At 71.0% G+C, this 20,894-nt stretch carries 22 protein-coding genes, 1 tRNA gene and 1 riboswitch; of the genes, 8 read left to right on the top strand and 15 right to left on the bottom strand.

Annotated elements, in window-relative coordinates; translation table 11 throughout:
• Nucleotides 1-156 precede the first annotated feature (156 nt).
• The gene (locus tag BLS99_RS20585) at nucleotides 157-630 is read left to right on the top strand and encodes a hypothetical protein (protein WP_143034891.1); all 474 of its coding nucleotides are present in this window, start codon (nucleotides 157-159) and stop codon (nucleotides 628-630) included.
• Between the two features lie 109 nt (nucleotides 631-739).
• Here BLS99_RS20585 and dapC read toward each other — a convergent pair whose 3' ends face one another.
• On the bottom strand, nucleotides 740-1,855 hold the full coding sequence (gene dapC / locus BLS99_RS20590; RefSeq protein ID WP_091053614.1) for a succinyldiaminopimelate transaminase: 1,116 nt from the start codon (nucleotides 1,853-1,855) through the stop codon (nucleotides 740-742).
• Nucleotides 1,856-1,859: 4 nt separating this feature from the next.
• Nucleotides 1,860-2,180, bottom strand: coding sequence for a ferredoxin (fdxA, locus tag BLS99_RS20595; protein WP_091053615.1), 321 nt, complete (start codon nucleotides 2,178-2,180; stop codon nucleotides 1,860-1,862).
• Between the two features lie 97 nt (nucleotides 2,181-2,277).
• Here fdxA and BLS99_RS20600 point away from each other — a divergent pair, with 97 nt between their 5' ends.
• Nucleotides 2,278-3,198, top strand: a complete 921-nt coding sequence (locus BLS99_RS20600) for a GNAT family N-acetyltransferase (RefSeq protein WP_143034892.1) — start codon at nucleotides 2,278-2,280, stop codon at nucleotides 3,196-3,198.
• Here the strand turns inward: BLS99_RS20600 and BLS99_RS20605 are convergent.
• Nucleotides 3,188-3,679, bottom strand: a complete 492-nt coding sequence (locus BLS99_RS20605) for a hypothetical protein (protein ID WP_091053617.1) — start codon at nucleotides 3,677-3,679, stop codon at nucleotides 3,188-3,190. The genes BLS99_RS20600 and BLS99_RS20605 overlap by 11 nt on opposite strands.
• A complete protein-coding gene (locus tag BLS99_RS20610) occupies nucleotides 3,676-4,086 on the bottom strand; it encodes a hypothetical protein (protein ID WP_091053618.1) in 411 nt (136 codons plus the stop codon). Before BLS99_RS20610 ends, BLS99_RS20605 begins: the two co-directional genes overlap by 4 nt.
• 98 nt (nucleotides 4,087-4,184) lie before the next feature.
• Here BLS99_RS20610 and BLS99_RS20615 point away from each other — a divergent pair, with 98 nt between their 5' ends.
• Nucleotides 4,185-5,912 carry a SulP family inorganic anion transporter gene (locus BLS99_RS20615; RefSeq protein WP_091053831.1) on the top strand — a complete coding sequence of 576 codons (1,728 nt, stop codon included), beginning with the start codon at nucleotides 4,185-4,187 and terminating at the stop codon, nucleotides 5,910-5,912.
• Here BLS99_RS20615 and BLS99_RS20620 read toward each other — a convergent pair.
• Nucleotides 5,850-7,400, bottom strand: a complete 1,551-nt coding sequence (locus tag BLS99_RS20620) for a heparinase II/III domain-containing protein (RefSeq protein ID WP_176953462.1) — start codon at nucleotides 7,398-7,400, stop codon at nucleotides 5,850-5,852. The genes BLS99_RS20615 and BLS99_RS20620 overlap by 63 nt on opposite strands.
• Nucleotides 7,401-7,552: 152 nt before the next feature.
• Between BLS99_RS20620 and BLS99_RS20625 the strand changes: the two genes are divergently transcribed.
• From BLS99_RS20625 to BLS99_RS20635, 3 genes are all read left to right on the top strand, one after another.
• Nucleotides 7,553-8,203, top strand: coding sequence for a MerR family transcriptional regulator (locus tag BLS99_RS20625; protein ID WP_091053620.1), 651 nt, complete (start codon nucleotides 7,553-7,555; stop codon nucleotides 8,201-8,203).
• Nucleotides 8,204-8,240: 37 nt separating this feature from the next.
• Nucleotides 8,241-9,065, top strand: a complete 825-nt coding sequence (locus BLS99_RS20630) for a spermidine synthase (RefSeq protein ID WP_091053621.1) — start codon at nucleotides 8,241-8,243, stop codon at nucleotides 9,063-9,065.
• 386 nt (nucleotides 9,066-9,451) lie between these two features.
• Nucleotides 9,452-9,620: riboswitch (cyclic di-AMP (ydaO/yuaA leader) on the top strand.
• A 7-nt stretch (nucleotides 9,621-9,627) separates the two neighbouring features.
• Nucleotides 9,628-10,647, top strand: a complete 1,020-nt coding sequence (locus BLS99_RS20635) for a C40 family peptidase (RefSeq protein ID WP_091053622.1) — start codon at nucleotides 9,628-9,630, stop codon at nucleotides 10,645-10,647.
• 111 nt (nucleotides 10,648-10,758) lie between these two features.
• Here BLS99_RS20635 and BLS99_RS20640 read toward each other — a convergent pair whose 3' ends face one another.
• Complete coding sequence (locus BLS99_RS20640) at nucleotides 10,759-11,709, bottom strand: sigma-70 family RNA polymerase sigma factor (RefSeq protein WP_245712345.1); 951 nt, start codon at nucleotides 11,707-11,709, stop codon at nucleotides 10,759-10,761.
• Nucleotides 11,710-12,318: 609 nt separating this feature from the next.
• Here BLS99_RS20640 and orn point away from each other — a divergent pair.
• Nucleotides 12,319-12,951: an oligoribonuclease gene (gene orn / locus BLS99_RS20645; protein WP_245712346.1), complete on the top strand. Its 633-nt coding sequence runs from the start codon at nucleotides 12,319-12,321 to the stop codon at nucleotides 12,949-12,951.
• 57 nt (nucleotides 12,952-13,008) lie between these two features.
• Nucleotides 13,009-13,084, top strand: a tRNA-His gene (locus BLS99_RS20650).
• Nucleotides 13,085-13,196: 112 nt separating this feature from the next.
• Here BLS99_RS20650 and BLS99_RS20655 read toward each other — a convergent pair.
• The 9 genes from BLS99_RS20655 to BLS99_RS20695 all read right to left on the bottom strand — a co-directional run bounded on the left by BLS99_RS20655 (nucleotide 13,197) and on the right by BLS99_RS20695 (nucleotide 20,505).
• A complete protein-coding gene (locus BLS99_RS20655) occupies nucleotides 13,197-13,673 on the bottom strand; it encodes a DUF1707 SHOCT-like domain-containing protein (protein ID WP_091053625.1) in 477 nt (158 codons plus the stop codon).
• Nucleotides 13,674-13,709: 36 nt separating this feature from the next.
• Nucleotides 13,710-14,264: a DUF1707 SHOCT-like domain-containing protein gene (locus tag BLS99_RS20660; RefSeq protein WP_091053626.1), complete on the bottom strand. Its 555-nt coding sequence runs from the start codon at nucleotides 14,262-14,264 to the stop codon at nucleotides 13,710-13,712.
• Nucleotides 14,265-14,287: 23 nt separating this feature from the next.
• Complete coding sequence (gene map, locus BLS99_RS20665) at nucleotides 14,288-15,124, bottom strand: type I methionyl aminopeptidase (RefSeq protein WP_091053627.1); 837 nt, start codon at nucleotides 15,122-15,124, stop codon at nucleotides 14,288-14,290.
• 5 nt (nucleotides 15,125-15,129) lie between these two features.
• On the bottom strand, nucleotides 15,130-15,765 hold the full coding sequence (locus BLS99_RS20670; protein WP_091053628.1) for an adenylate kinase: 636 nt from the start codon (nucleotides 15,763-15,765) through the stop codon (nucleotides 15,130-15,132).
• 106 nt (nucleotides 15,766-15,871) lie between these two features.
• Nucleotides 15,872-17,209, bottom strand: coding sequence for a preprotein translocase subunit SecY (gene secY / locus BLS99_RS20675; RefSeq protein ID WP_091053629.1), 1,338 nt, complete (start codon nucleotides 17,207-17,209; stop codon nucleotides 15,872-15,874).
• A 249-nt stretch (nucleotides 17,210-17,458) separates the two neighbouring features.
• The gene (rplO, locus tag BLS99_RS20680; protein WP_091053630.1) at nucleotides 17,459-17,932 is read right to left on the bottom strand and encodes a 50S ribosomal protein L15; all 474 of its coding nucleotides are present in this window, start codon (nucleotides 17,930-17,932) and stop codon (nucleotides 17,459-17,461) included.
• A 2-nt stretch (nucleotides 17,933-17,934) separates the two neighbouring features.
• A complete protein-coding gene (gene rpmD, locus BLS99_RS20685; RefSeq protein ID WP_091053631.1) occupies nucleotides 17,935-18,117 on the bottom strand; it encodes a 50S ribosomal protein L30 in 183 nt (60 codons plus the stop codon).
• Between the two features lie 10 nt (nucleotides 18,118-18,127).
• Nucleotides 18,128-18,766 carry a 30S ribosomal protein S5 gene (rpsE, locus tag BLS99_RS20690; protein ID WP_176953463.1) on the bottom strand — a complete coding sequence of 213 codons (639 nt, stop codon included), beginning with the start codon at nucleotides 18,764-18,766 and terminating at the stop codon, nucleotides 18,128-18,130.
• 281 nt (nucleotides 18,767-19,047) lie between these two features.
• A complete protein-coding gene (locus tag BLS99_RS20695) occupies nucleotides 19,048-20,505 on the bottom strand; it encodes an RICIN domain-containing protein (protein WP_218126762.1) in 1,458 nt (485 codons plus the stop codon).
• Between the last annotated feature and the right edge of the window lie 389 nt (nucleotides 20,506-20,894).

Below are 20,894 nucleotides of genomic sequence, written 5' to 3' on the forward strand. Positions count from 1 at the left end.
CCGAACCGGCGCGGTGCTTACCTTCAGTACATAAAGTCCTACGGAAAGTTAGGCATCCCGGTGCCGATGGACGGTCGGGGTCGTCCCCGCTGACGGCCTTTGAAGGCAGGACCGCTCCTGAGCCGGGGTCGCCGACAATCCACGGGAGTAATCCTCATGGCAGAGTCCATGTTCGAAACAGCACGAGACCGGAGCCCGAAGACCAAGACCTGGCGGGCCGTGTTCATCGGCCTCGCCGTCCCGGTGGCGATGCTCGCCGCCGCGCCGGCCGTCGGCGCCGCCGAGACCACCGACCGGGTGGAGACCGTCGCCGCGGAGCAGCTGCCGCCGCTCCCGGTCGACCCGCCGCCGCTTCCGGGCGGGCTGCCCGACCCGACCGCGCTCACCGACCTGGCCACGTGCCTGACGGACCTGCAGGCCGCGCTCGACGCGGGGGCGCCGCTCCCGGCCGAGCTGGAGGAGGAGTTCGAGCAGCTCCCGCCGCTGCCGGTGCCGGTACCGGGCGGTGACCCGGCGCTGCCGGACATCGGGGCCCTGGCCCAGACCTGCCAGGACATCCTGGCGACGGTGACCGGCGCGGTGCCGCCGGTCGACCCGCCGGTCGACGTCCCCGCGGTCCCCAAGGACTAAGGGCGCGCCATGAGCGAGGGGCCCGCGGCATCCGGCCGCGGGCCCCTTTTCCGTGCGCTGGTGCGGGCGCCTCGGCGCCCGTCCGCTCGGGCCGCTGCGCGGCCCGCGTCTACTTCAGCCGCCCGGCGGCGTCCGCGATGGCGTCGTCGGTGGCGGTCAGGGACAGCCGCACATGGCGGTTCCCCTTGGCGCCGTAGAACTCCCCCGCCGCGGCGAGGATGCCGCGGTCGGCGAGGGCCGCGACGGTGTCCCAGCAGTCCTCGTCGCGCGTGGCCCACAGGTACAGGCCCGCGGCGGAGTGGTCGATGCGGAACCCGGCGGCCTCGACGGCGGCGCGCAGGACCTCGCGGCGGCGCCGGTAGCGCTCGCGCTGCTCGATCGCGTGCTCCTCGTCGTGGAGCGCGGCGATCGTGGCCCGCTGGACCGCCCACGGCACCATGAAGCCCGCGTGGCGGCGGATCTCCAGGAGGTCGGCGACGACCGCGGGGTCCCCGGCGAGGAACGCCGAGCGGTACCCGGCGAGGTTCGAGCGCTTCGACAGCGAGTGCGCGGCCAGCAGACCGGTGAGGTCGCCGTCGTTGACGCGCGGGTCGAGGACCGACACGGGCGGGCCCGCCTCGTCCCAGCCGAGCGTCAGGTAGCACTCGTCGGAGGCGAGGACCACGCCGGACTCGCGGGCCCAGCGGACCAGGTCGCGCAGGTGCTCGACGGTGGCGGTCTCGCCGGTCGGGTTCGCCGGGTAGTTGATCCACGCCAGGCGCAGGCGCGAGCCGAAGGCGTCGCGCGGGTCGGCCACCGGGACCGGGTCGGCCTTCGCGAGGATCGCGCCGATCTCGTACGTGGGGTAGGCGATCTCGGGGTAGGCCACGGACTCGCCGGGGCCGATGCCGAGCTGGAACGGCAGGTTCGCGACCAGTTCCTTGGAGCCCACCGTGGGCAGGACCGCGACGTCCTCGGCGACCCCGGTGTGGCGGTGCAGCCACGAGCGCATCGCGGCGGCGAGCTCGGGCGGGCCGGCCACGGTCGGGTAGCCGGGGAAGCCGGCGCCCTCGTCGAGGGCGGCGCGGATCGACTCGGGGACCGGGTCGACGGGCGCCCCGACGGTGAGGTCGACCAGCCCGTCGGGGTGCGCGGCGGCGCGCTCCTTGAACGGGGCCATGCGGTCCCAGGGGAAGCGCGGCAGCCGCCGGGCCGGTGAGGCGCTGTGGAGGCGGCGCAGCGCCATCGGGCTACTCCTCTTTCGCGGGCAGCGCGGCCACGAACGGCACGTCGCTGTCGATCTTGCCGACCTTGGAGGCCCCGCCGGGGCTGCCGAGGTCGTCGAAGAAGTCCACGTCGGCCTTGGTGTAGGCGGCCCACTCCTCGGGGACGTCGTCCTCGTAGAAGATCGCCTCGACCGGGCACACCGGCTCGCACGCACCGCAGTCGACGCACTCGTCGGGGTGGATGTAGAGCTTGCGGTTGCCTTCGTAGATGCAGTCGACGGGGCATTCTTCAATGCAGGCCCTGTCGAGCAGGTCCACGCACGGCTCGGCGATTACGTAAGTCACGAGTCGTCCTTCCTACGGCGCGCGGCCGGGCGGGCTGCGCTGAGATGAGCCTAAAGCTTATTTCCTCTATGAGACCCGAAGGCTTGGGGTGCGCCAGATGCTGGGACCGGAACACGTCGGCCGCCGCGTGGCGGTTCGGATCAGGTTGCGGGACGCCCGGCCCGGTCTGCGGTTCACGGACGTCACGGGCGAGCTTATCGAGTTCGGCGCGGAGCGCTGGCTCGTGCGGTCGGCCGCAGGGGCGGTCGTCACCGTCGACGCCGCGGCCGTGGTCGCCGCGCGCCCGGTCCCGCCGCAGCCGGTGAAGTTCTCGGAGATCATCGGGCTGGAGCGGCTGCTCGCCGAGACCTGGCCCGCGGTCGAGACCGCGGCGCTCGGCGGCTGGGTGCTGCGCGCCGCGGGCGGGTTCACCAACCGCGCGAACTCGGTCCTGGCGCTCACCGCGCCCGAGGGCGGGATCGACGCGGCCGTGGCCGCCGTCGAGGCGTGGTACGCGGCGCGCGGGCTGCCGGCGAAGTTCTCCCTGGCCGGGCCGGTCACGCGGCGGCTGGAGGAGGAGCTGGACGCCCGCGGCTGGGAGGCGCGCATGGAGACCGTGGTGATGGTCAAGGCGCTCGATGAGACCGCGTACGCGGGCGAGGCGGTCGTGTCGGACGCGCCGAGCGCGGCGTTCCTGGAGCAGACCGGGCGCGGCGACCCCGCGGTGGCCGCGCGGGTGTTCGGGTCCGGTCCCGGCCGGGCCTACGCGGAGATCCGCCGCGGCGGCGCGCTCGCCGCGCGCGGGAGGGGCGCGGTGGCCGGGGACCTCCTGGCCGTCACCAACGTCGGGACCCTCCCCGACCTGCGCAGGCAGGGCCTGGGGACCGAAGTCCTGGCGGCGCTGGAGGCGTGGGGCGCGGGCGGCGGAGCGGCGCGCGCCGCCCTCCAGGTGGAGGCCGACAACGCGCCGGCGATCGGCATGTACCGGAGGCTCGGCTACGCCGAGCGCTACCGGTACCACTACCGGGTCAGGCCTTAGCGGCGGCGGCCTTGCGCGACGGGCTCGCCTTGCGCTCGAACGCGATCCGCGTGGCCTTGAGCTCGCGGCCGTAGCGGTCGACGCCGAGGGCCATCACGATGAGGAAGCCCACCCAGCCCGAGACCGCCAGCAGCGCGAAGTAGATCGGGATCTGCGAGAACACGCCCTGGAGGTCCGGGTAGTCCACGCGCGCGATCAGCGGGTTGACGAGCACCGCGAACAGGGTCGCGATCAGGAAGATCACCAGCAGCTCGCCGGTGATCTCCTGGCGGCGGCGCCGCACGCCCCACCAGATCCCGGCCGCGACCGCGACCGCGGCCATGGCGCCGAAGGTGTACACGCCCACGAGGTCGCCGACCGCGGTGCCCTCGCCCCACACGTTCGAGGCGATCCGGCCGCCGAGGTTCGCGGCGATGAGGCCCAGCGCGAAGCCGTAGATCGACGGCCAGTGCGGCATCAGGAGGCGGCTGAGGAGGGTCACTGTCGGGACTCCTTCGGGGCAGAGGGGGCCTTGCTCGGTCTGGGACGAAAATACCGCCACAGCGCGACGCCGATCCCGGCGGTACCGGCCAGGAGCAGCGCGTAGCCGTTGAAGCCGCTCGCGACGACCAGCGACCCGGCGGACGAGGGCATCGAGGCGGCCAGGACCACCGCGAACCAGGCGAGGGAGGTGAGCAGCGCGCCCCACCGACTGCCGGTCCACCACACCGCCAGCGCGGCGAGCGACCAGTTCCCGGCGAACGCGAGGGCCCCGGCGAGGGGGATCGCGATCCCGTCCCAGTAGGTCGGGACCAGGAACGCTTCGATCAGGGCGGCGAGGACCGCCGCGGCCGCCGCGACGACCGCGCCGCCGACCCGGACCGCCGTCTCCAGACCTCTCGCACGCACGGTGGCGATCCTACGGCAGCAAGCGCATCGGCCGCCGCCCCGGCGCGTTGGAGGCGTGCTCCCGTACCACCGGACGGGACAATACGCTCATGACCACGATGCGAGAGACGACTGCCACGAAACGACGACGATTCCGACAGCTGTTTCCCGAACGGTCCGACTTCGCGCACGTCCGCCGCCACTGGCACACCGACCTCCTCGCCGGGCTCACCGTCGCGGTCGTCGCGCTGCCGCTGGCGCTGGGCTTCGGGATCGCCTCGGGCCTGGGGGCCTTCGCGGGCCTCATCACCTCGATCATCGCCGGGGTGCTCGCGGCGCTCCTGGGCGGCTCGAACCTCCAGGTGACGGGCCCGACCGGGACGATGGCGGTGGTGCTGGTGCCGCTGGCGGCCACCCACTCGCACACGGGCGTGATGCTCGTGGGGGTGATGGCCGGGATCATGCTGGTCGCGCTCGCGCTGTGCGGGGCGGGCCGGTACGCGCGGTACGTGCCGGTCCCGGTGGTCGAGGGCTTCACGGCGGGGGTCGGGATCGTCATCGCGGTGCAGCAGCTCCCGCCCGCGCTCGGGCTCCCTTCGCAGAACGCGCACCTCATCACGGGCGCGTGGGAGTCGCTGCGGACGTTCGCGGCGGCCCCGGACTGGGCGCCGGTCGCGGTCACGTTCGGCGTGGTCGCCGCGATCCTGCTGGGCTCGCGCCTGCACTCGCAGATCCCGACGCCGCTGCTCGCGGTGATCGCGGCGACGGTCGTGGTGTGGTTCGCCGAGCCCGGGGTCGCGGTCATCGGGTCGCTGCCGCGGACCGTCCCGGCCCCGGAGGCGGGGTTCCTCGACTTCGCGTCGGAGGCGCCGCAGCTCGTTGCGGCGGCGGTCGCGATCTGCGCGCTGTGCGCGCTGGAGTCGCTGCTGTCGGCCACGGTGGCGGACAACATGACCGTGGGGCGCCACCACAACCCGGACCGCGAGCTCCTGGGGCAGGGCGTGGCGAACCTGGTGACGCCGTTCTTCGGCGGGATGCCGTCCTCGGGGGCGCTCGCGCGCACGGCGGTGAACGTCCGGTCGGGGGCGGCGGGGCGGCTGGCGTCGCTGACGCACGCGGTGGTGCTGGCGCTCATGATGCTCGCGCTCGCGCCGCTGGTCGCGCACGTGCCGCTGGCGGCGCTCGCGGGCGTGCTCATCGCGACGTCGATCCGGATGATCGAGGTCGGCTCGATGCTGGCGCTGGCGCGGTCGACGCGCGCCGATGCGGCGGTCATGTGGCTGACGCTGGCGGCGACGGTGCTGTTCAACCTGGTGTGGGCGGTCGCGGTGGGGATCGCCCTGGCGGGGCTGCTGGCGCTGGGGCGGATCTCGCGGTCGGTGTCGGTGGAGGAGGAGCCGATCGACCACGACGACCACCACGACGAGGAGGCGGCGCTGCTGCACGAGCACATCGTGGCGTACCGGCTGGAGGGGCCGCTGTTCTTCGCGGCGGCGCACCGGTTCCTCTTGCAGCTGTTGGACGTGGCGGACGTGCGCGTGGTGGTCCTGCGCATGAGCCGGGTGTCCACGATGGACGCGTCGGGGGCGACGGTCCTGGCCGACGCGATCCGGCGCCTGGAGCACCGCGGCATCGCCGTGTACCTCTCGGGCCTCGAACCGGTGCACGCCAAACCCCTTGAGGCCCTTGGCATCCTGGAACCGCTATGGCAGCAGGGGCGCCTGTTCGAGCACACCAGCGAGGCCATCGCGGCGGCCCGCCGCCGCCTCAAGGCCGACGGGCTCCTAGAGCAGCTCGAAGCGGAGGCGGGCGCTCTCCGCGGGGAGTCCGAAGCGGAGCGCCCATAGGCGGTCGTGGAAGCCCCGGTGGTCGGCGGTGTCGACCGAGTCGACCAGGGCGTCCTCGGGGTTGATCCCGTGGAGGATGAGGGTGCCGCGCTCGCCGGTCCACACCGCGCGGTCGCCCTCGAGTTCGGGGCGGATGCGGCTGACGAACGTCTCGGTGAGCTCGGGTCCGAAGTCCCGCAGGATGATCCGCTCGTCCTTCCACGCGAACTTGCGGATGAGGGCGCCGTCGCCGTAGGCGTCGACGTAGACCTCGACGCCGTCGGGGCCGTCGACGAGCTCGGCGCGGGAGTCCTCGCCGGGCTGCTGGGCGGCGCCCTCGACGGTGGGCACCGAGTGCCAGGCGGCGGAGGGGTGGACCTGCTCGTAGCGCTCCTCGCCGAAGTACGCGGCGGTGTACTCCCCGGCCCCGGCGTCGCACAGGAGCTGCTCGCCGTCGACGGCGATGATGAAGGCGCCCAGGTCGAGGTGGTTGTGGGGCTCCTCGTTGTAGCCGCCCTTGACGGCGAGGGCCCACATGCGCCGGCCGATGCGGCGGCGCTCGACGAACCAGCCGACCTCGGGCAGGAGGGTCCGGGCGGGCTCGACCGACTCCGGGAGCGGCCGGCCCCACTCGAGGGTGCGGGTGAGCGGGGCCCAGCGCGCGCACTCGTCCTCGGCGAAGGTCTGGGGGCGGGAGGCCGCGGGGGGCTCGGCGCCGAGCCGGTCGTGGAGGCGGGTGAGGAGCCCGGCGGGCAGGAGCGGGTCGCCGTCGGTGTCGCCGAACGTGGCGAAGGAGCCGGGGTAGAGCTGGGCGCGGGCCGGGAACGCGGCGATGGCCTCGTTGCCTTCGAGCAGGTCCTCGCCGGTGGCCTCGCGCCACGCCTCGGCGAAGTAGGTGAAGTACCCGAACCCGTAGATCCAGTAGTAGACGCCCTCGACGCAGCCGCCGTCGGGTCCGAAGGAGAACAGGTAGCTCTGGAGCGCGGGCAGGACCCGGGCGCGGACGACGTCGGTGTCGTAGCCGAGGGCGAGCGCGGCGAGCCCGGCGGCGCCGGCGCACACGGCGGTCCAGTTGGAGATGCGCAGCTCCCACCAGAACGGGAACTCCGACTCGAAGAACGGGTCGAGGACGCGTTCGCGGATCTCGGCCTCGACCTGCTCGCGACCTTCGACGTCCTCGCGCAGGCGCAGGATCTCGGCGAGGGTCTGCGCGGTCTCGCACGCGAACAGGTCGACGCAGGTGCGCGGGTCGAAGTCCTCGCCCCAGTGGGCGGGCAGGGCCCAGGACCGCTCCTGGCAGACGTCCTTGAGGAGCGAGGAGAGCGGGGCGGCCTCGCCGGTGATCGCGAGCGCGGCGAGGTGGCGGCGGCGCGCGAAGTACTGGGCCTCGTAGGGCAGGCGGCGCCCGGTGGCGGCGAAGTCGTCGGCCAGCGCCGGGTCGAAGTCCGGGACCGGCCGCGCGGCGATCTCGCGGAGCTCTTCGAGGAGGGCGGTTCGGAGGTCATGCATGGCGCAGCCGTTCGGGTTCGGGGCGGTCGGGAGGGGGCGGCGGGTGCGGGTCCATCGGCCTCCGCCTTTCCGGGTGGGGACGTGTCGGGGCGGGGGTTCCGGCCGTGGCTCAACGGTAACGCGGGCGCGCATTCCGGCATAGACTGCCTCGTATGCGCATAGGCGAGCTGTCGGAGCGGACCGGCGTTCCGGCCGCCACCATCAAGTACTACCTGCGGGAGCAGCTGCTCCAGCCGGGCGAGCACGGCGAGGGGAACACCGTCGAGTACGGGTCCCCTCACGTGCACCGCCTGACGCTCATCAGGGCGCTGTCGGAGACCGCGGGGCTGTCGGTGGCGCAGATCGGGGAAGTGCTCACCGTGCTTGCGCGCCATCAGGACTCGGCGTTCCAGGCGATGGGGGCGGCGCTCGCGGCGACGCACCGGGAGCCGGCGTTCTCGCTCGCGAGCGAGGGCACGCGGGAGGCCGCGGAGCGCACCGTGGACCAGCTGCTGGGCGAGTACGGGTGGGCCGAGGTGGCGCCGCCGATGTACCGCGACGCGATGGTCACGGCCCTGACCGCGTTCTACCGCTTGGGGAATCCCGATCCGCAGGAGGTGCTGGGCCACTACGCGGACGCGGCGGCGGCGCTGGCGTCGGCGGACATGGAGGCCATCGCGGAGGCGACCCGGGTGGAGGGCGTCGACGTCGAGCAGGCGGTGACGGCGACGGTCCTGGGCGAGACGGTGTTCGCGGCGCTGCGGCGCATCGCGCACATCGCGGCCTCGGCCCGGACGCAGGCGTCCCAGGGCCCCGGGTCCTAGGCTGGACCCTAGACTCGCGGGGTCCGCCTCCCCGACCGTGAACGGCACCGCCATGAAGGACGCGCTCCGCTTCGACCGCGACCCCGACCGCCCGAACCTGCTGCACCTGGTCTACGACGAGGTCGTGCAGGCGACGATCGACCTCGACGACCCGTCCTACCTGGACGCGGAGTACATGCAGCGCATCGCGTACCTGGTGGACGCCGCGGCCGGGCCGCGGCGGCCCCTGCGGGTGCTGCACCTGGGCGCGGGCGGACTGGCGATGGCCCGGTACGTGGCCGCGACCCGGCCGGGCTCGTACCAGCAGGCCGTGGAGACGAACGAGGCGCTCATCGAGCTGGTGCGGGCCGAGGCCCCGCTGCCGCGCGGCGTCAAGGTGAAGATCCGGCGCACCGACGCGCGGGAGGCGGTCGAGTCGGCGCCCGAGGACAGCTACGAGCTGGTGATCACCGACGTGTACGACGGCGCGCGGGTCCCGGCACACGTCACCGGGACGGAGTTCCTGCGGGCCGCGGACCAGGTGCTGCGCCCGGGCGGGCACTACGCGGTGAACCTGTGCGACGGCGGGCACATGCGGTTCCTCAAGCCGGCCCTGGCCGCGATGCGGGAGGTGTGGCCGCACGTGGCGGTCATGGCCGAGCCCGCGGTGCTGCGCGGGCGCCGGTTCGGGAACGTCGTGGCCGTGGCCTCCGGAGTTGAGCTGCCGGTCGCGGAGCTGCGCCGCCGCTGCGCGGGCGCGGCCTTCCCGTGCCGGGTCCTGGAGGGCACCGAGCTGCGCGAGTACATCGGCGGCGCCGCCCCGGCCACCGACGCCACCGCGATCCAGTCCCCGCCCCCGCCCAGGTCGCTGCGGAGTTTCTGAGCGACGCCCATGGGCGGTTCGGGTCGAGGCGGTGCGAGGCCGTTCGACGGAGGCGGTCGAGACCGGCCGGGCGGACCGTCGGACCCCTCGGGCACGCTTGCAAGCGGGGGCGGGTGCCGACGCGAGCGCCCCTCGCGAACCGTCCCGGCGGACGGTCCACCCGCAGGTCGGCCGTTCGGACAATAAACCCGCAGGATAGTGGCCCTGTCTCCCGCCCCGTCACCACTGTCCGATCCGGATCGGTGACCACCCTCACAGCGGACTTGGCGATCCGGGTCACCCCCGACTAGCGTCGGCGGCTGTTCCGGTCGGGTCCTCAGGGCTCCCCCAGAGACCCACCCGTCCGGACCGCCGAGCCGCGCAGCGCATGGCGCCCGTTCCTCCCGGTACGGGGCGCGCCACCGCCGCGCGGGCCGGGGACCCAGCCGCGCCGCTCCCCCCAATGCAGGCGGCGCACGGGGTGAATCCCGCACAGGCGCCCTCGCCTGCGCGGGTAGGGCGATCTTCCCTGCCCGAACCCGACAGCTAACCCGGTAGGCGGCCGAGGAAGAAAGGCCACCTGGTGGCTCAAGCCTGCACTGATACTCAAGCCTGCACTGACATCGACCACCGATCGCGCGCCGCCGCGATCCTCCGCCGCATCGCCGCCTACACCGGCGTCACCGTCGCCACCGTCGGGCTGGTGACGGCCTTCGCCGGCAGCCGGGCCCACGCGGCCGACGACATCGACTACGACGCGGCGTCCGCCTCCGAGATCGAGGACCACCTCGGCGACCTGGAGACCGAGCGCGACGCCGCCGCCACCTCCCTCACCGGACTCCAGACGCAGCTCGCCGCCGCGAACGCCGTCATCACCGCCACCGCCGCCGACTACGGCACCACCGGTGCGCAGCTCCTGGACGTGACCGCCGCGGTCGAGTCCGCCGACGACGAGCTCGGGGCCAAGGTCTCCACGCTCGTCGAGTACGCGCAGGAGCAGTCCGACAAGTACGCCGAGGCCGAGACCGCCGCCGAGACCGTCGACCGGCTGGAGCCGCGGATCGCGGACCTCCAGACCCAGGTCGGCAAGCTCGACGCCCAGATCGAGGACGCCCAGGCCGCCTACGACGAGGCCGCCGAAGCGGAAGCGGCCGCTGAGGCCGCCGCTGCCGCCGAAGCCGCGGCCGAGGCCGAGGCGTCGGCCGAGGAGTCCTCCTCGTCCTCGTCCTCCTCCGGCTCCACCGCCGAGTACAGCTCGGACGCGGCCACCGCCGCCGTCCAGTTCGCGAAGGACCAGCTCGGCGAGTCCTACGTGTTCGGCGCCGCCGGCCCCGACACCTGGGACTGCTCCGGCCTCATCGCCGGCGCCTACGACGTCTCGGGCGTCTCCCTCACCCACTCCACGTGGGCCATGTGGGACGAGACCAGCGGCATCGGCCGCGACGAGCTCAAGCCCGGCGACCTGGTCTTCTACAACGGCCAGAACCACGTCGCCATGTACATCGGCGACGGCCAGGTCATCCACGCGCCCAAGCCGGGCGACGTCGTGAAGATCTCGGACCTCGACATGGGCATGTCGATCGACGGCTACCGCCGGATCTGACCGCGCGCGAGTGCGAGGGCGTCCCGGCCGCGACACCGGGACGCCGAAGGGCCGGGGCTCTCGCCCCGGCCCTTCGCCTCGCGTGCTGTTTCCTTATCGCCTATCGCGCCTTCAAGCCGCCTCGGCCATCACCTGGTCGTTGGCGAGCTCCTTGAGGCGCGCCAGCGCCTGGATCTCCAGCTGCCGGATGCGCTCGCGCGACAGGTGGAACCGGTGCGCGACCTCGGTGAGGGAGTGCTCCCGGCCGTCTTCGAGCCCGTAGCGGGCCTTCACGATGCCGGCGGAGCGCTCGTCGAGGTGGTTGAGCATCATCTCGATGCGCTGCCGTTCCATCCCCGCGAGGACGACGTCCTCGGGGCTGGGCTCGTCGGAGTCGGCGACCAGGTCGCCGAGGTTGGTGTCGCCGTCGTCGCCGATCGGCGTGTCCAGCGAGACGGTGTCCTGGCTCCAGCGGATGAGCTCGTTGACCCGCTCGACCGTGACGCCGAGCGCGGCGGCCACCTGGTCGGGTTCGGGGTCGCCGCCGAGCTCACGGGTGAGCTGGCGGGTGACGTTGCGCATCCGGTTGACGTCCTCGACCAGATGCACCGGCAGGCGCACGGTGCGCTCCTGCTGGGCGATCGCCCGGCTGATGGCCTGACGGATCCACCAGGTGGCGTAGGTCGAGAACTTGAAGCCGCGCGCGTAGTCGAACTTCTCGACGGCGCGGACCAGGCCGGTGTTGCCCTCCTGGATCAGGTCGAGCATCGGCATTCCGGAGCGGACGTACCGGCGGGCGATCGACACGACCAGCCGCAGGTTCGCCTTGATGAACTGCTCCTTCGCGCGCGCGCCGTCCTCGATCAGGCGCTTGAGCTCCTTCTCGGAGGCCGCGCCGAAGGTCTCACCTTCACCGAGCAGGTGCTTCGCGAACAGACCCGCCTCGACCGCCTTCGCCAAGTCGACCTCGGCGGCCGCGTCGAGCAGCGGCGTCTTCGAGATCTCGTGCAGGTAGACGCCTACAAGGTCTCGTTCCTCAGCGACCTCTTGGGTGGTGAGGGTGGGTGTTTCAGTAGTATCCACGCTCAAGGTCTCCTCCAGCTTCCTCGTCCCCCGACACCGCGTGAACGGTGTACCAGTTACAACGACCGCTTCGTTGCGTGGAATTCCGTGCCCCGGTGTTCGATGCGCCACGGTTACGGAATCGTTGCCGACGGGTGCCCTTCCGGGTCGTCGCACAATCCCGCAAACCGGTCTCTCGGGCTATGCTCGGTTCACGGCTCCTGTCTCTGGGACGGGGGCGGGCAACCTTCATGATGCCTCTGAGACGGGGATCACCTCACCGGTGGTTCAGTGGGGAGATCCGAGTCCTGGTCACGGTATCGTCTCCGGCCTGCTTCATCGCAAACCTTCAATCTCTAGGGGTACACGCGCCTTACCTTGAAAAAGTTGAGAGATCATCTCTTTGCGGCCCGAATCACGTGTTTTCCGGCCGGGAAGGCGGCGACGCTCTGATACCCGCACCATAGCGGACGGTAGCGGTGACAAGCAACACCATTCTCAGCTGTTGATGTCGGATTCCGAGCACCCCTCGTTCTCTCCAGTCTGCGCCTCCCGGCCCTCCCGCGGGGGACTTCCGGGCGCGTGACACGAAGATCACGCCCGTGACCGCCTGCGCGTAGAGTTGGCCGGGTGACAGAAGAACGCCTTGTGTGGGTCGACTGCGAAATGACCGGCCTCGACCCGGACACCGAAGCCCTCATCGAAATCGCCGTGCTCGTCACCGAACCGGACCTGACCCCCCTGGACGACGGCATCGACATCGTCATCGCGTGCGACCCGGACGTGCTCGAGAACATGGGCGCCTTCGTGGCCGACATGCACGCGAAGTCCGGTCTCACCGACGAGGTGAAGGCGTCCCGCACCTCCCTCGCCGAGGCCGAGGACGAGGTCCTGCGGTACATCCGGCAGCACGTGCCCGAGGCGCGCACCGCCCCCCTGTGCGGCAACTCGATCGCCACCGACCGCACCTTCATCACCAAATACATGCCCCGCCTGGACGACCACCTGCACTACCGCATGATCGACGTGTCGTCCATCAAGGAGCTCACGCGGCGCTGGTACCCGCGCGTGTACTACAACCAGCCGCCCAAGGGCCTCGCCCACCGCGCGCTCGCCGACATCAAGGAGAGCGTGAACGAGCTGGAGTACTACCGGCGCACCGTCTTCGTGGGCCTGCCCGGGCCCTCGAGCGAGGAGGCGAAAGCCGCCGCCGCGGCGCTGGCCGGGACGTCCGGTGAGACCCCGAACACCCAACCCCGTTGACACCGCACGGGGCCCAGTGGCTATTATTGTCCCCGGCTTCCTTGTTGAAGCCCGATGGTGGTCGTAGTTCAGCTGGTAGAACGCTTGGTTGTGGTCCAGGAGGTCGCGGGTTCAAGTCCCGTCGATCACCCCATCAGCAAAGGCCCTGTGGCATCGCGCCGCAGGGCCTTTCACATGTCTGCGCCTTTCGCGTGTCCGCGACTTTCACATGTCCAGCGGGCGCCCCGGCGCCCGCCGTCCCGCGCCTACCGCTGGTTCCGCTTGCGGCGCAGGCGCTCCTTGCGCTTGCGCTCCTCGGCGGGGCGCATGATGCCGCGCTCGGCGCCGGTCAGGGCGATGCCGACGACCAGCAGCGGGACCATGACCCAGATGGGCCAGAAGTAGATCGAGCCCTCGGTGAGCGCCTCGACGACCAGCCACACGCCCAGGTTGATGCCGATCGGGATCGAGAACCCGAACCACATCCACTTGATCCAGTCGGGAGTGCCGAGCTTCTCGGGCTCCGCGGGCTCGATGAGGCGCTGGTAGGCCGGCAGGTCCGCGAGGACGACCTCGGCGTCGCCGACGGTCTGGGCCGCGAGGAGCACGTCGACGCGCTTCTCGTACTCGTCGAGGTCGATGTACCCCTGGTCGACCGCCGCGCGGAGGATCTCGGTCAGGGCGCCGCGCTCGGGGTTGCCGATCCGCATGGTGCGGTCGCCGTACCGTTCGAGGGAGGACAATTCGGGCTCCTTGGTGGGGTCGGGTGCTTCGGGGGGTCAGTGGGCGGTGCCGCCGTGGTGGCCGCCGGGGTGGCCGTGGCGGTGCCCCCGGTCGCGGTCGCGGCGCTCGCGCCGGTCGCGGCGGTCCTCGTCGTCGTCGCCGTCCTCGTCGCCGCCGCCGAAGCCCATGTTGACGACCTGGAGGACGGTGGCGATGCCCAGGCCGAGGATGGGCCAGATCGGCCAGAAGTACGGCATGTCGCCGCTGCCGATCCAGGTCGCGAACCAGACGCCGGTGGTGATGAGGCCGACGGTGACGAGGCCCTGGAGGGCGGGGAGGCGCCGCAGCAGGCTCCGCTTCGGAGCGGGCGGGGCCGCGGGGGCGGCGGCCGGCTCGGCGGGGACGACCTCGCCGACCTTCGGGCGCCCGCCCGGGAGGTCCTCGAAGATGAGGTCGAGCTCGGCGTTGGTCTTGGCGCTGTAAGCGGCCATCGAGCGCTCGTCGAACTCGCCCAGGTCGATGCGGCCCTGGTCGAGGGCCGCGCGGAGCTGCGCGATCGCCTCGTCGCGGTCGTCGTTGGAGATGCGCAGCTTCCCGTGGTCTTCGGTCACGAGGCCATTATGGCACCGGAGTCCTATTCACCGCGAGCCGCGCTCGCGGCCAGTTCGCCCAGTTGTTCGACCCCGCCGTCCGGGGCCGTCAGCACCCACACGCCGTCCTCGCAGAGGGCGATGGTGTGCTCGGTGTGGGCGGCGACCGAGCCGTCGTCGGTGACGATGGTCCAGCCGTCCTCGAGTTCGGCGGTGTCCGGCGAGCCGAGCGTGATCATCGGCTCGATCGCCAGGGCCATGCCGGGGCGGAGCCTGGGGCCCTCGCTCGGGCGGCCGTAGTTGAGGATGTGCGGGTCCTGGTGCATCTCGGTGCCGATGCCGTGCCCGCCGAAGCCGGTGACGATCCCGTAGTCCCCCGAGTGCTCCACGGAGTGCTCGACGGCGTGCGAGATCCCGCCGAGGCGCTTGGCGGTCGCGGCGGCGCGGATGCCGGCCCACATGGACGCCTCGCAGGCGGCCCGCAGGGCGGACAGCTCCGGGGCGACCTCGCCGATCTCGATGGTGATCGCGGCGTCCCCGTGCCAGCCGTCGACGATCGCGCCGACGTCGACCGACAGGAGGTCCCCGGCCTCCAGGACGGCGTCCGCGGCGGGGATGGCGTGGACGACCTGCTCGTTCACCGAGGAGCAGATCGAGGCGGGGTAGGGCCCGAAGCCGATGTCGTAGCCCTTGAAGGAGGGCACCGCGCCGGAGGAGCGGATGACCTCCTCGGCGATGCGGTCGAGTTCCGCCGTCGAGACGCCCGGTCCGGCGGACTCGCGCATGGCCTGGTGGACCTCGGCCACCACGAGGCCCGCGGCCCGCATCTTGCGGATCTGCTCCGGGGTCTTGTACTGGATCCGGTCGCGACGGCGGAACACCTCGCCTACTCCGCCGCGCCGATGCCGGTCAGCGCGCGCTCGGTGACCTCGGCGACCTCGCCGATGGCGTCGATCTCGACGAGCTTGCCCTGCGCCTGGTAGTAGCCGACCAGGGGGGCGGTCTGCTCGGCGTAGACCTCCAGGCGGTGCTTCACGGTCTCGGGCTTGTCGTCGCTGCGCTGGTACAGGTCGTCCGAGTCGGGGTCGGCCGGCGGGTCGAACTCGAGGTGGTAGACCTTGCCGGTGGACTTGGAGACGCGGCGGCCCGAGAGCCGGCGCACGACCTCGTCGTCGCTGGCGACCAGTTCGAGGGCGGTGTCGAGGGTGACGCCGGCCTCCTTGAGGATGCCGTCGAGGACCTTGGCCTGCTCGGTGTTGCGGGGGTAGCCGTCGAGCAGGAAGCCGTCCTTCGCGTCGTCCTGCGCGAGGCGGTCGGCCACCATCTCGTTGGTGACCTCGTCGGGGACGAGCTCGCCGGCGTCCATGTACTCCTTAGCCTTGAGGCCCAGCGGGGTGCCGCCGGAGACGTTGGCGCGGAAGATGTCGCCGGTGGAGATCTTGGGGATGCCGAGCCGCTCGGCGATGATCTCCGCCTGGGTGCCCTTGCCGGCCCCGGGCGGGCCTACGAGTACCAGTCGCAAAGAATTTCCTCCCGTGTCATACGTGCCGATCTTCGGCGGACGTCCGCCGAACGTGCCGATAGCGCGGCCTGGGCGGCCGCGCTGTGGCACTGAGGTCAAGCCTGCGTCAGCGCAGGAAGCCCTCGTAGTGGCGCTGCATCAGCTGGGACTCGATCTGCTTGACCGACTCCAGGCCGACGCCCACCATGATCAGCACCGAGGTGCCGCCGAACGCGAACTGAGCGAACAGCTGCTGGTTACCGAACGCGATGATGGCCAGATTGGGAAGGATAGCGATCGCGGCGAGGTACAGCGAGCCCGGGAAGGTCAGGCGTGACAGGACTCGCTGCAAGTAGGTCGCGGTGGGGTTGCCCGGGCGCACGCCCGGGATGAACCCGCCGGCCTTCTTCATGTTCTCGGCGACGTCGTCGACCTTGAAGGTGATGGACACGTAGAAGTACGTGAAGAAGATGATGAGGAACGCGTAGAGCGTGATGTACACCCACGAGCCCTGGTTGAGCAGGTACCGGTCGATGAACTGGACCCACTGGGCGTCGCTGTTCTGGTTGAGCTGGCGGAACAGCGTCGGGATGTACAGCAGCGAGGAGCCGAAGATGACGGGCACGACGCCGGCCTGGTTGACCTTGAGCGGGATGTAGGTCGAGGTGCCGCCGTACATCCGGCGGCCGACCATCTTCTTGGCGTACTGCACCGGGATGCGGCGCTGCGACTGCTCGATGAAGATGACCGCGACCATGATCGCGATGCAGAGGCCGACGATGACGGCGAACATGAACCAGCCCTCGGACTCCTGGAGGGACCAGAACTGGCCGGGCATCTGGGCGGCGATCGACGCGAAGATCAGCAGGCTCATGCCGTTGCCGACGCCGCGCTCGGTGATCTGCTCGCCGAACCACATGATGATCGCCGAGCCGGCAACCATGACCGCCACGACGGTGACCACGGACATCCAGTAGGGGATGTTCGCCTCGGTGGTCGACAGGTCGGGGAGGATCGGGCTCGGGCACTCGGTCTGGAACAGGATCCCCGACCGGGCGAGCGCGATGTAGCCGGACGCCTGGAGCAGGGCGAGGCCCAGCGTCAGGTACCGGGTGTACTGGGTGATCTTGACCTGGCCGGGCTGGCCCTCCTTGCGGAGCTGCTCCAGCCTGGGGATGACCACGGTCAGCAGCTGCATGATGATCGACGCGGTGATGTACGGCATGACGCCGAGCGCGAAGACCGAGAGCTGGAGGAGCGCTCCACCGGTGAACAGGTTCAGGAGGCCGAAGACGCCCGCTTCATCGGTGGGCTGGATGTTCAGGCAGGACTGCACCGCGGCATAGTCGATGCCGGGACTCGGCATCTGCGCACCCAGACGATACAGACCGATGATCATCAGGGTGAACAGGATCTTCTTGCGCAGATCCGGGGTCCGAAACGCGCTGATGAAGGCGGAGAGCAATGCGGTTCCTCCTGAACAAGACCCCCTGGCGGGGCCCATGGTGTTGCGGTGCAACACCTTTCGTTACCAGTGGGCGTGTGAAGTTCGTAGCGAGGGGGTCACGCGCCCGAGGAAGACGGTGATCCTCGCCAAGGGAGCCTAGCAGGCGCATTCGGACGCACCGTATTCGGCACTGAGCATGACGAAACGGGCCGGAGTTCCCTCCGGCCCGTTTGCGCAGATCAGGTGTTCGTCCGCATGGACGTCCGCCTATTCGGCGAGCGCCTCACCGGTCTTCTTGTCCACCACGGTGGTCGAACCGCCGGCGGCGGCGACCTTGGTGGTGGCCGAGGCCGAGAAGGCGTGCGCCTTCAGGTCGAACTTGACGCCTTCGAGCTCGCCCGAGCCGAGGACCTTGATGAGCTCCTTCTTGTTGAGGACGCCCACCTCGATCAGCTGCTCCGGGCCGACCTGGCCGCCGTCGGGGAAGAGTTCCACGAGGCGGTCGAGGTTGACCACTTGGTAGACGAGCTTGTTGTGCGGCTTGAAGCCCTTGAGCTTCGGCACGCGCAGCTGGAGCGGCATCTGCCCGCCCTCGAAGGCGGCCGGCACGGTCTTGCGGGCCTTGGTGCCCTTGGTGCCGCGGCCGGCGGTCTTGCCCTTGGAGCCCTCACCGCGACCGACGCGGGTCTTGGCCTTCTTGGCGCCGGGGGCCGGCTGCAGGTCGTGAATACGGATACTCATGACTACTCGACCTCCTCGACGTCGACCAGGTGACGGACGCGGTGGACCATGCCGCGGTACTGCGGGAGGTCCTCCTTGTAGACGGTCTGGCCGATCTTGCGGAGGCCGAGCGTCTCGATGGTCGCCCGGGCCTTCGGCTTCTCGCCGATGACCGACTTGTGCTGGGTGATCTTCAAACGTGCCATGTCAGATCCCCTACGCCTGCGCAGCCTGGGCGGCTTCGGCGCGGGCGCGCAGCAGGCCCTGGGGAGCGATGTCCTCCAGCGGCATGCCGCGGCGGGCCGCGACGGCCTCCGGCGACTCGAGCTGCTTGAGCGCGCGCACCGTCGCGTGGACGATGTTGATCGCGTTCGAGGAGCCCAGGGACTTCGACAGGACGTCGTGGACGCCGGCGCACTCGAGGACGGCGCGCACGGGGCCGCCCGCGATGACACCGGTACCGGCCGAGGCGGGCTTGAGGAGGACCTTGCCGGCCGCGTCCTCGCCGAACGTCTCGTGCGGGATGGTGCCGCCGATGCGGGGGACCGTGAAGAAGTTCTTCTTGGCCTCTTCGACGCCCTTGGCGATCGCCGCCGGGACTTCCTTGGCCTTGCCGTAGCCGACGCCGACGTTGCCCGCGCCGTCGCCGACCACCACGAGGGCGGTGAAGGCGAAGCGCCGGCCGCCCTTGACGACCTTGGCGACGCGGTTGATGGTGACGACGCGCTCGATGTGCGGGGACTTCTCGGCGCGGTCGCGTCCGCGACCGCCTTCACGGCCCCCGCGGCCGCCGCGACCGCCGCGGCCTCCGCCGCCGCCGTCCCGGCCGCCGGCCGATTGCTGTTGATCAGTCACGAGACTGATTCCTTTCGTTCGCTAAGCGCCGCGCCCGGCAGTGCTCTCGAAGCACCGTGTGCTCGAAGGCGTCGCCGGGAGCGACTCGCATACTGTGCCCTTTTGCGGGCCTTCGGCCCCGGGCGTCCGGTCTCGGAGGACCGGGAGATGCCGCGCCGAAGCGCAACCTCTCGATTATGCCTGGTCAAGGGACCTGCGGCGAACGGCGGGGTGGGGATGAGGCAGGCGACACAGGCCGCCGCGGGACGGCGGGTCCCGCGGCGGCCTCCTTCGCTTCCGCGCTACCGGACGGTGACGGTCCAGCGCTGGTTCGCGGCGCCGGTGCAGGCGCTCTGGACGATCGCGGCGCCGTCGGCGGTGGAGGCGCCGCTGACCGAGAGGCACAGCCCGGAGTGCTGGGCCACGATCAGGTGGCCGCCGCCGGCGGCGGCGCGGAGGGCGAAGCGCTGGTTGCCCCCGGCCCAGCAGCCCCACTGGCCGACGGGGGCGCCGACGGCGGTGGACTGGTCGAGCACGTCCCAGCACTTGCCGGTGGCGGTGTTGGCGATGGAACCGACCTTGGAGCCGGGGTAGACGGGGTCGAAGGTGAACGCCTGGGGCGCGCCGTTCCAGCAGCCGTACTGGATGAGCGCGGTCCCGTCCGCGCCGGAGCCGGAGGGCACGTCGACGCACTTGCCCGAGCCGGCGTTGACGAACTTGGTCGAGTACGGGCTGCCGTCGTCGTTGCCGACGACGCCCTGGACGGTGCCCGCGGCGGCGTCGATGTTCAGGGTCGAGTACCAGGTCAGGCTCATGCTCGTGCTGCTGGGGAAGCTGATCGGGAGCCACACGTACTCGGAGTCCATGGGCTTGCCGCCCCACTGGGGTCCCCAGCGGTCGCCCATGTAGAGGTAGCTGGTGCCGGCGGTGCCCTGGACGGTGGTGACGTAGGTCGGCTGGGAGCCGAAGGTGGTGGAGTTCCCGGCGTTGGACCAGCCGGACCAGGCGCCCTCGGGGAAGTTGGTGGTGGTGGCGTACTGGGTCTGGTTGGCGTTCCAGCCGGTGGCGCCGGAGGTCACCAGGAAGTAGACCCCGTTGCGCACGAATACGGCCGGGGCCTCGCGGTGGTAGCCGTCGAAGACGTGCACGAGCTCGTCGATGGCGAGGAAGTCGTCGGTGAGGCGGTAGACGTTGAGGTCGTAGTTCACGTCGGCGGCGGAGATGAGGTAGCCGGTGCCGTCGGTGTCCACGAAGAGGGTCATGTCGCGGGAGTCGTAGCCCGCGGGGCGGAACGAGCCCCGGTAGTCGTAGTCGCCGGTGACGGTGTCGGAGACGGCCACGGCCACTTCGGCGTCGCCGTAGTCGACGCCGTTCTCCTTGTGCGCCCACAGGACGTACTTGCCGGTGTTCGGGTTGTAGACGACCTTGGGCCGCTCGATGTTGGCGGGCGAGAGGTCGGGGTCGGACTCGGCGCTGAGGATGTCGTTGCGGAACGTCCAGTTGACCAGGTCGGTGCTCGAGTACATCGAGACCTGGTCGAAGAGGTAGTCGTTGCGCTGCTCGCCGACGAGGTAGTAGGTGCTCCCGACCTTGAGCATGCCGCCGCCGTGGGCGTGCATGAGGTTGCCGGAGGTGTCGGTGATGGCGCGGCCGTTGTCGAACGCCACGGGGGCGGCCTCGGCCGGCGCGGGGGCGCCGAGGCCGAGGACCGCGGTGGCGAGCGCGGTCGCCGCCGCGAGCGCGGCCATCCTTGAGGACATCGTCGTCTCCTTCGCTTGGGCCCCACAGCGAGGGCCAGATTGATCGATTTCGATATTTGCACAGATCCCCCTTCTTGTAAAGACCCTTCGTCTAACGGGTTTAGTAACATATTCCTTCACATTCACCGGGAACCCGATAAAGCTACTTCCCAGTCATCCCCCGTTCGGGCAATTCTGCGAAGTCAACTACCCGACACTCGTCGCCGGAATTGTAATCGCGACTTGTCCGAATCGATCGGATACGCGCGAGACGTGCGCAATCCCGTACTCGCCCAAACTGGACATTTACCGGACCCCAAGTGACGCACCGTGATCCCGAGCCGTGTTCGGCGGGACACATGACCTGCTCAGTCCTCGCTAAGGTGGTCCGTACAACCCCGAACAGCCGA

The sequence above is a fragment of the Glycomyces sambucus genome, assembly GCF_900102815.1.
In the GTDB taxonomy this organism is placed as follows: Bacteria; Actinomycetota; Actinomycetes; order Mycobacteriales; family Micromonosporaceae; genus Glycomyces; species Glycomyces sambucus.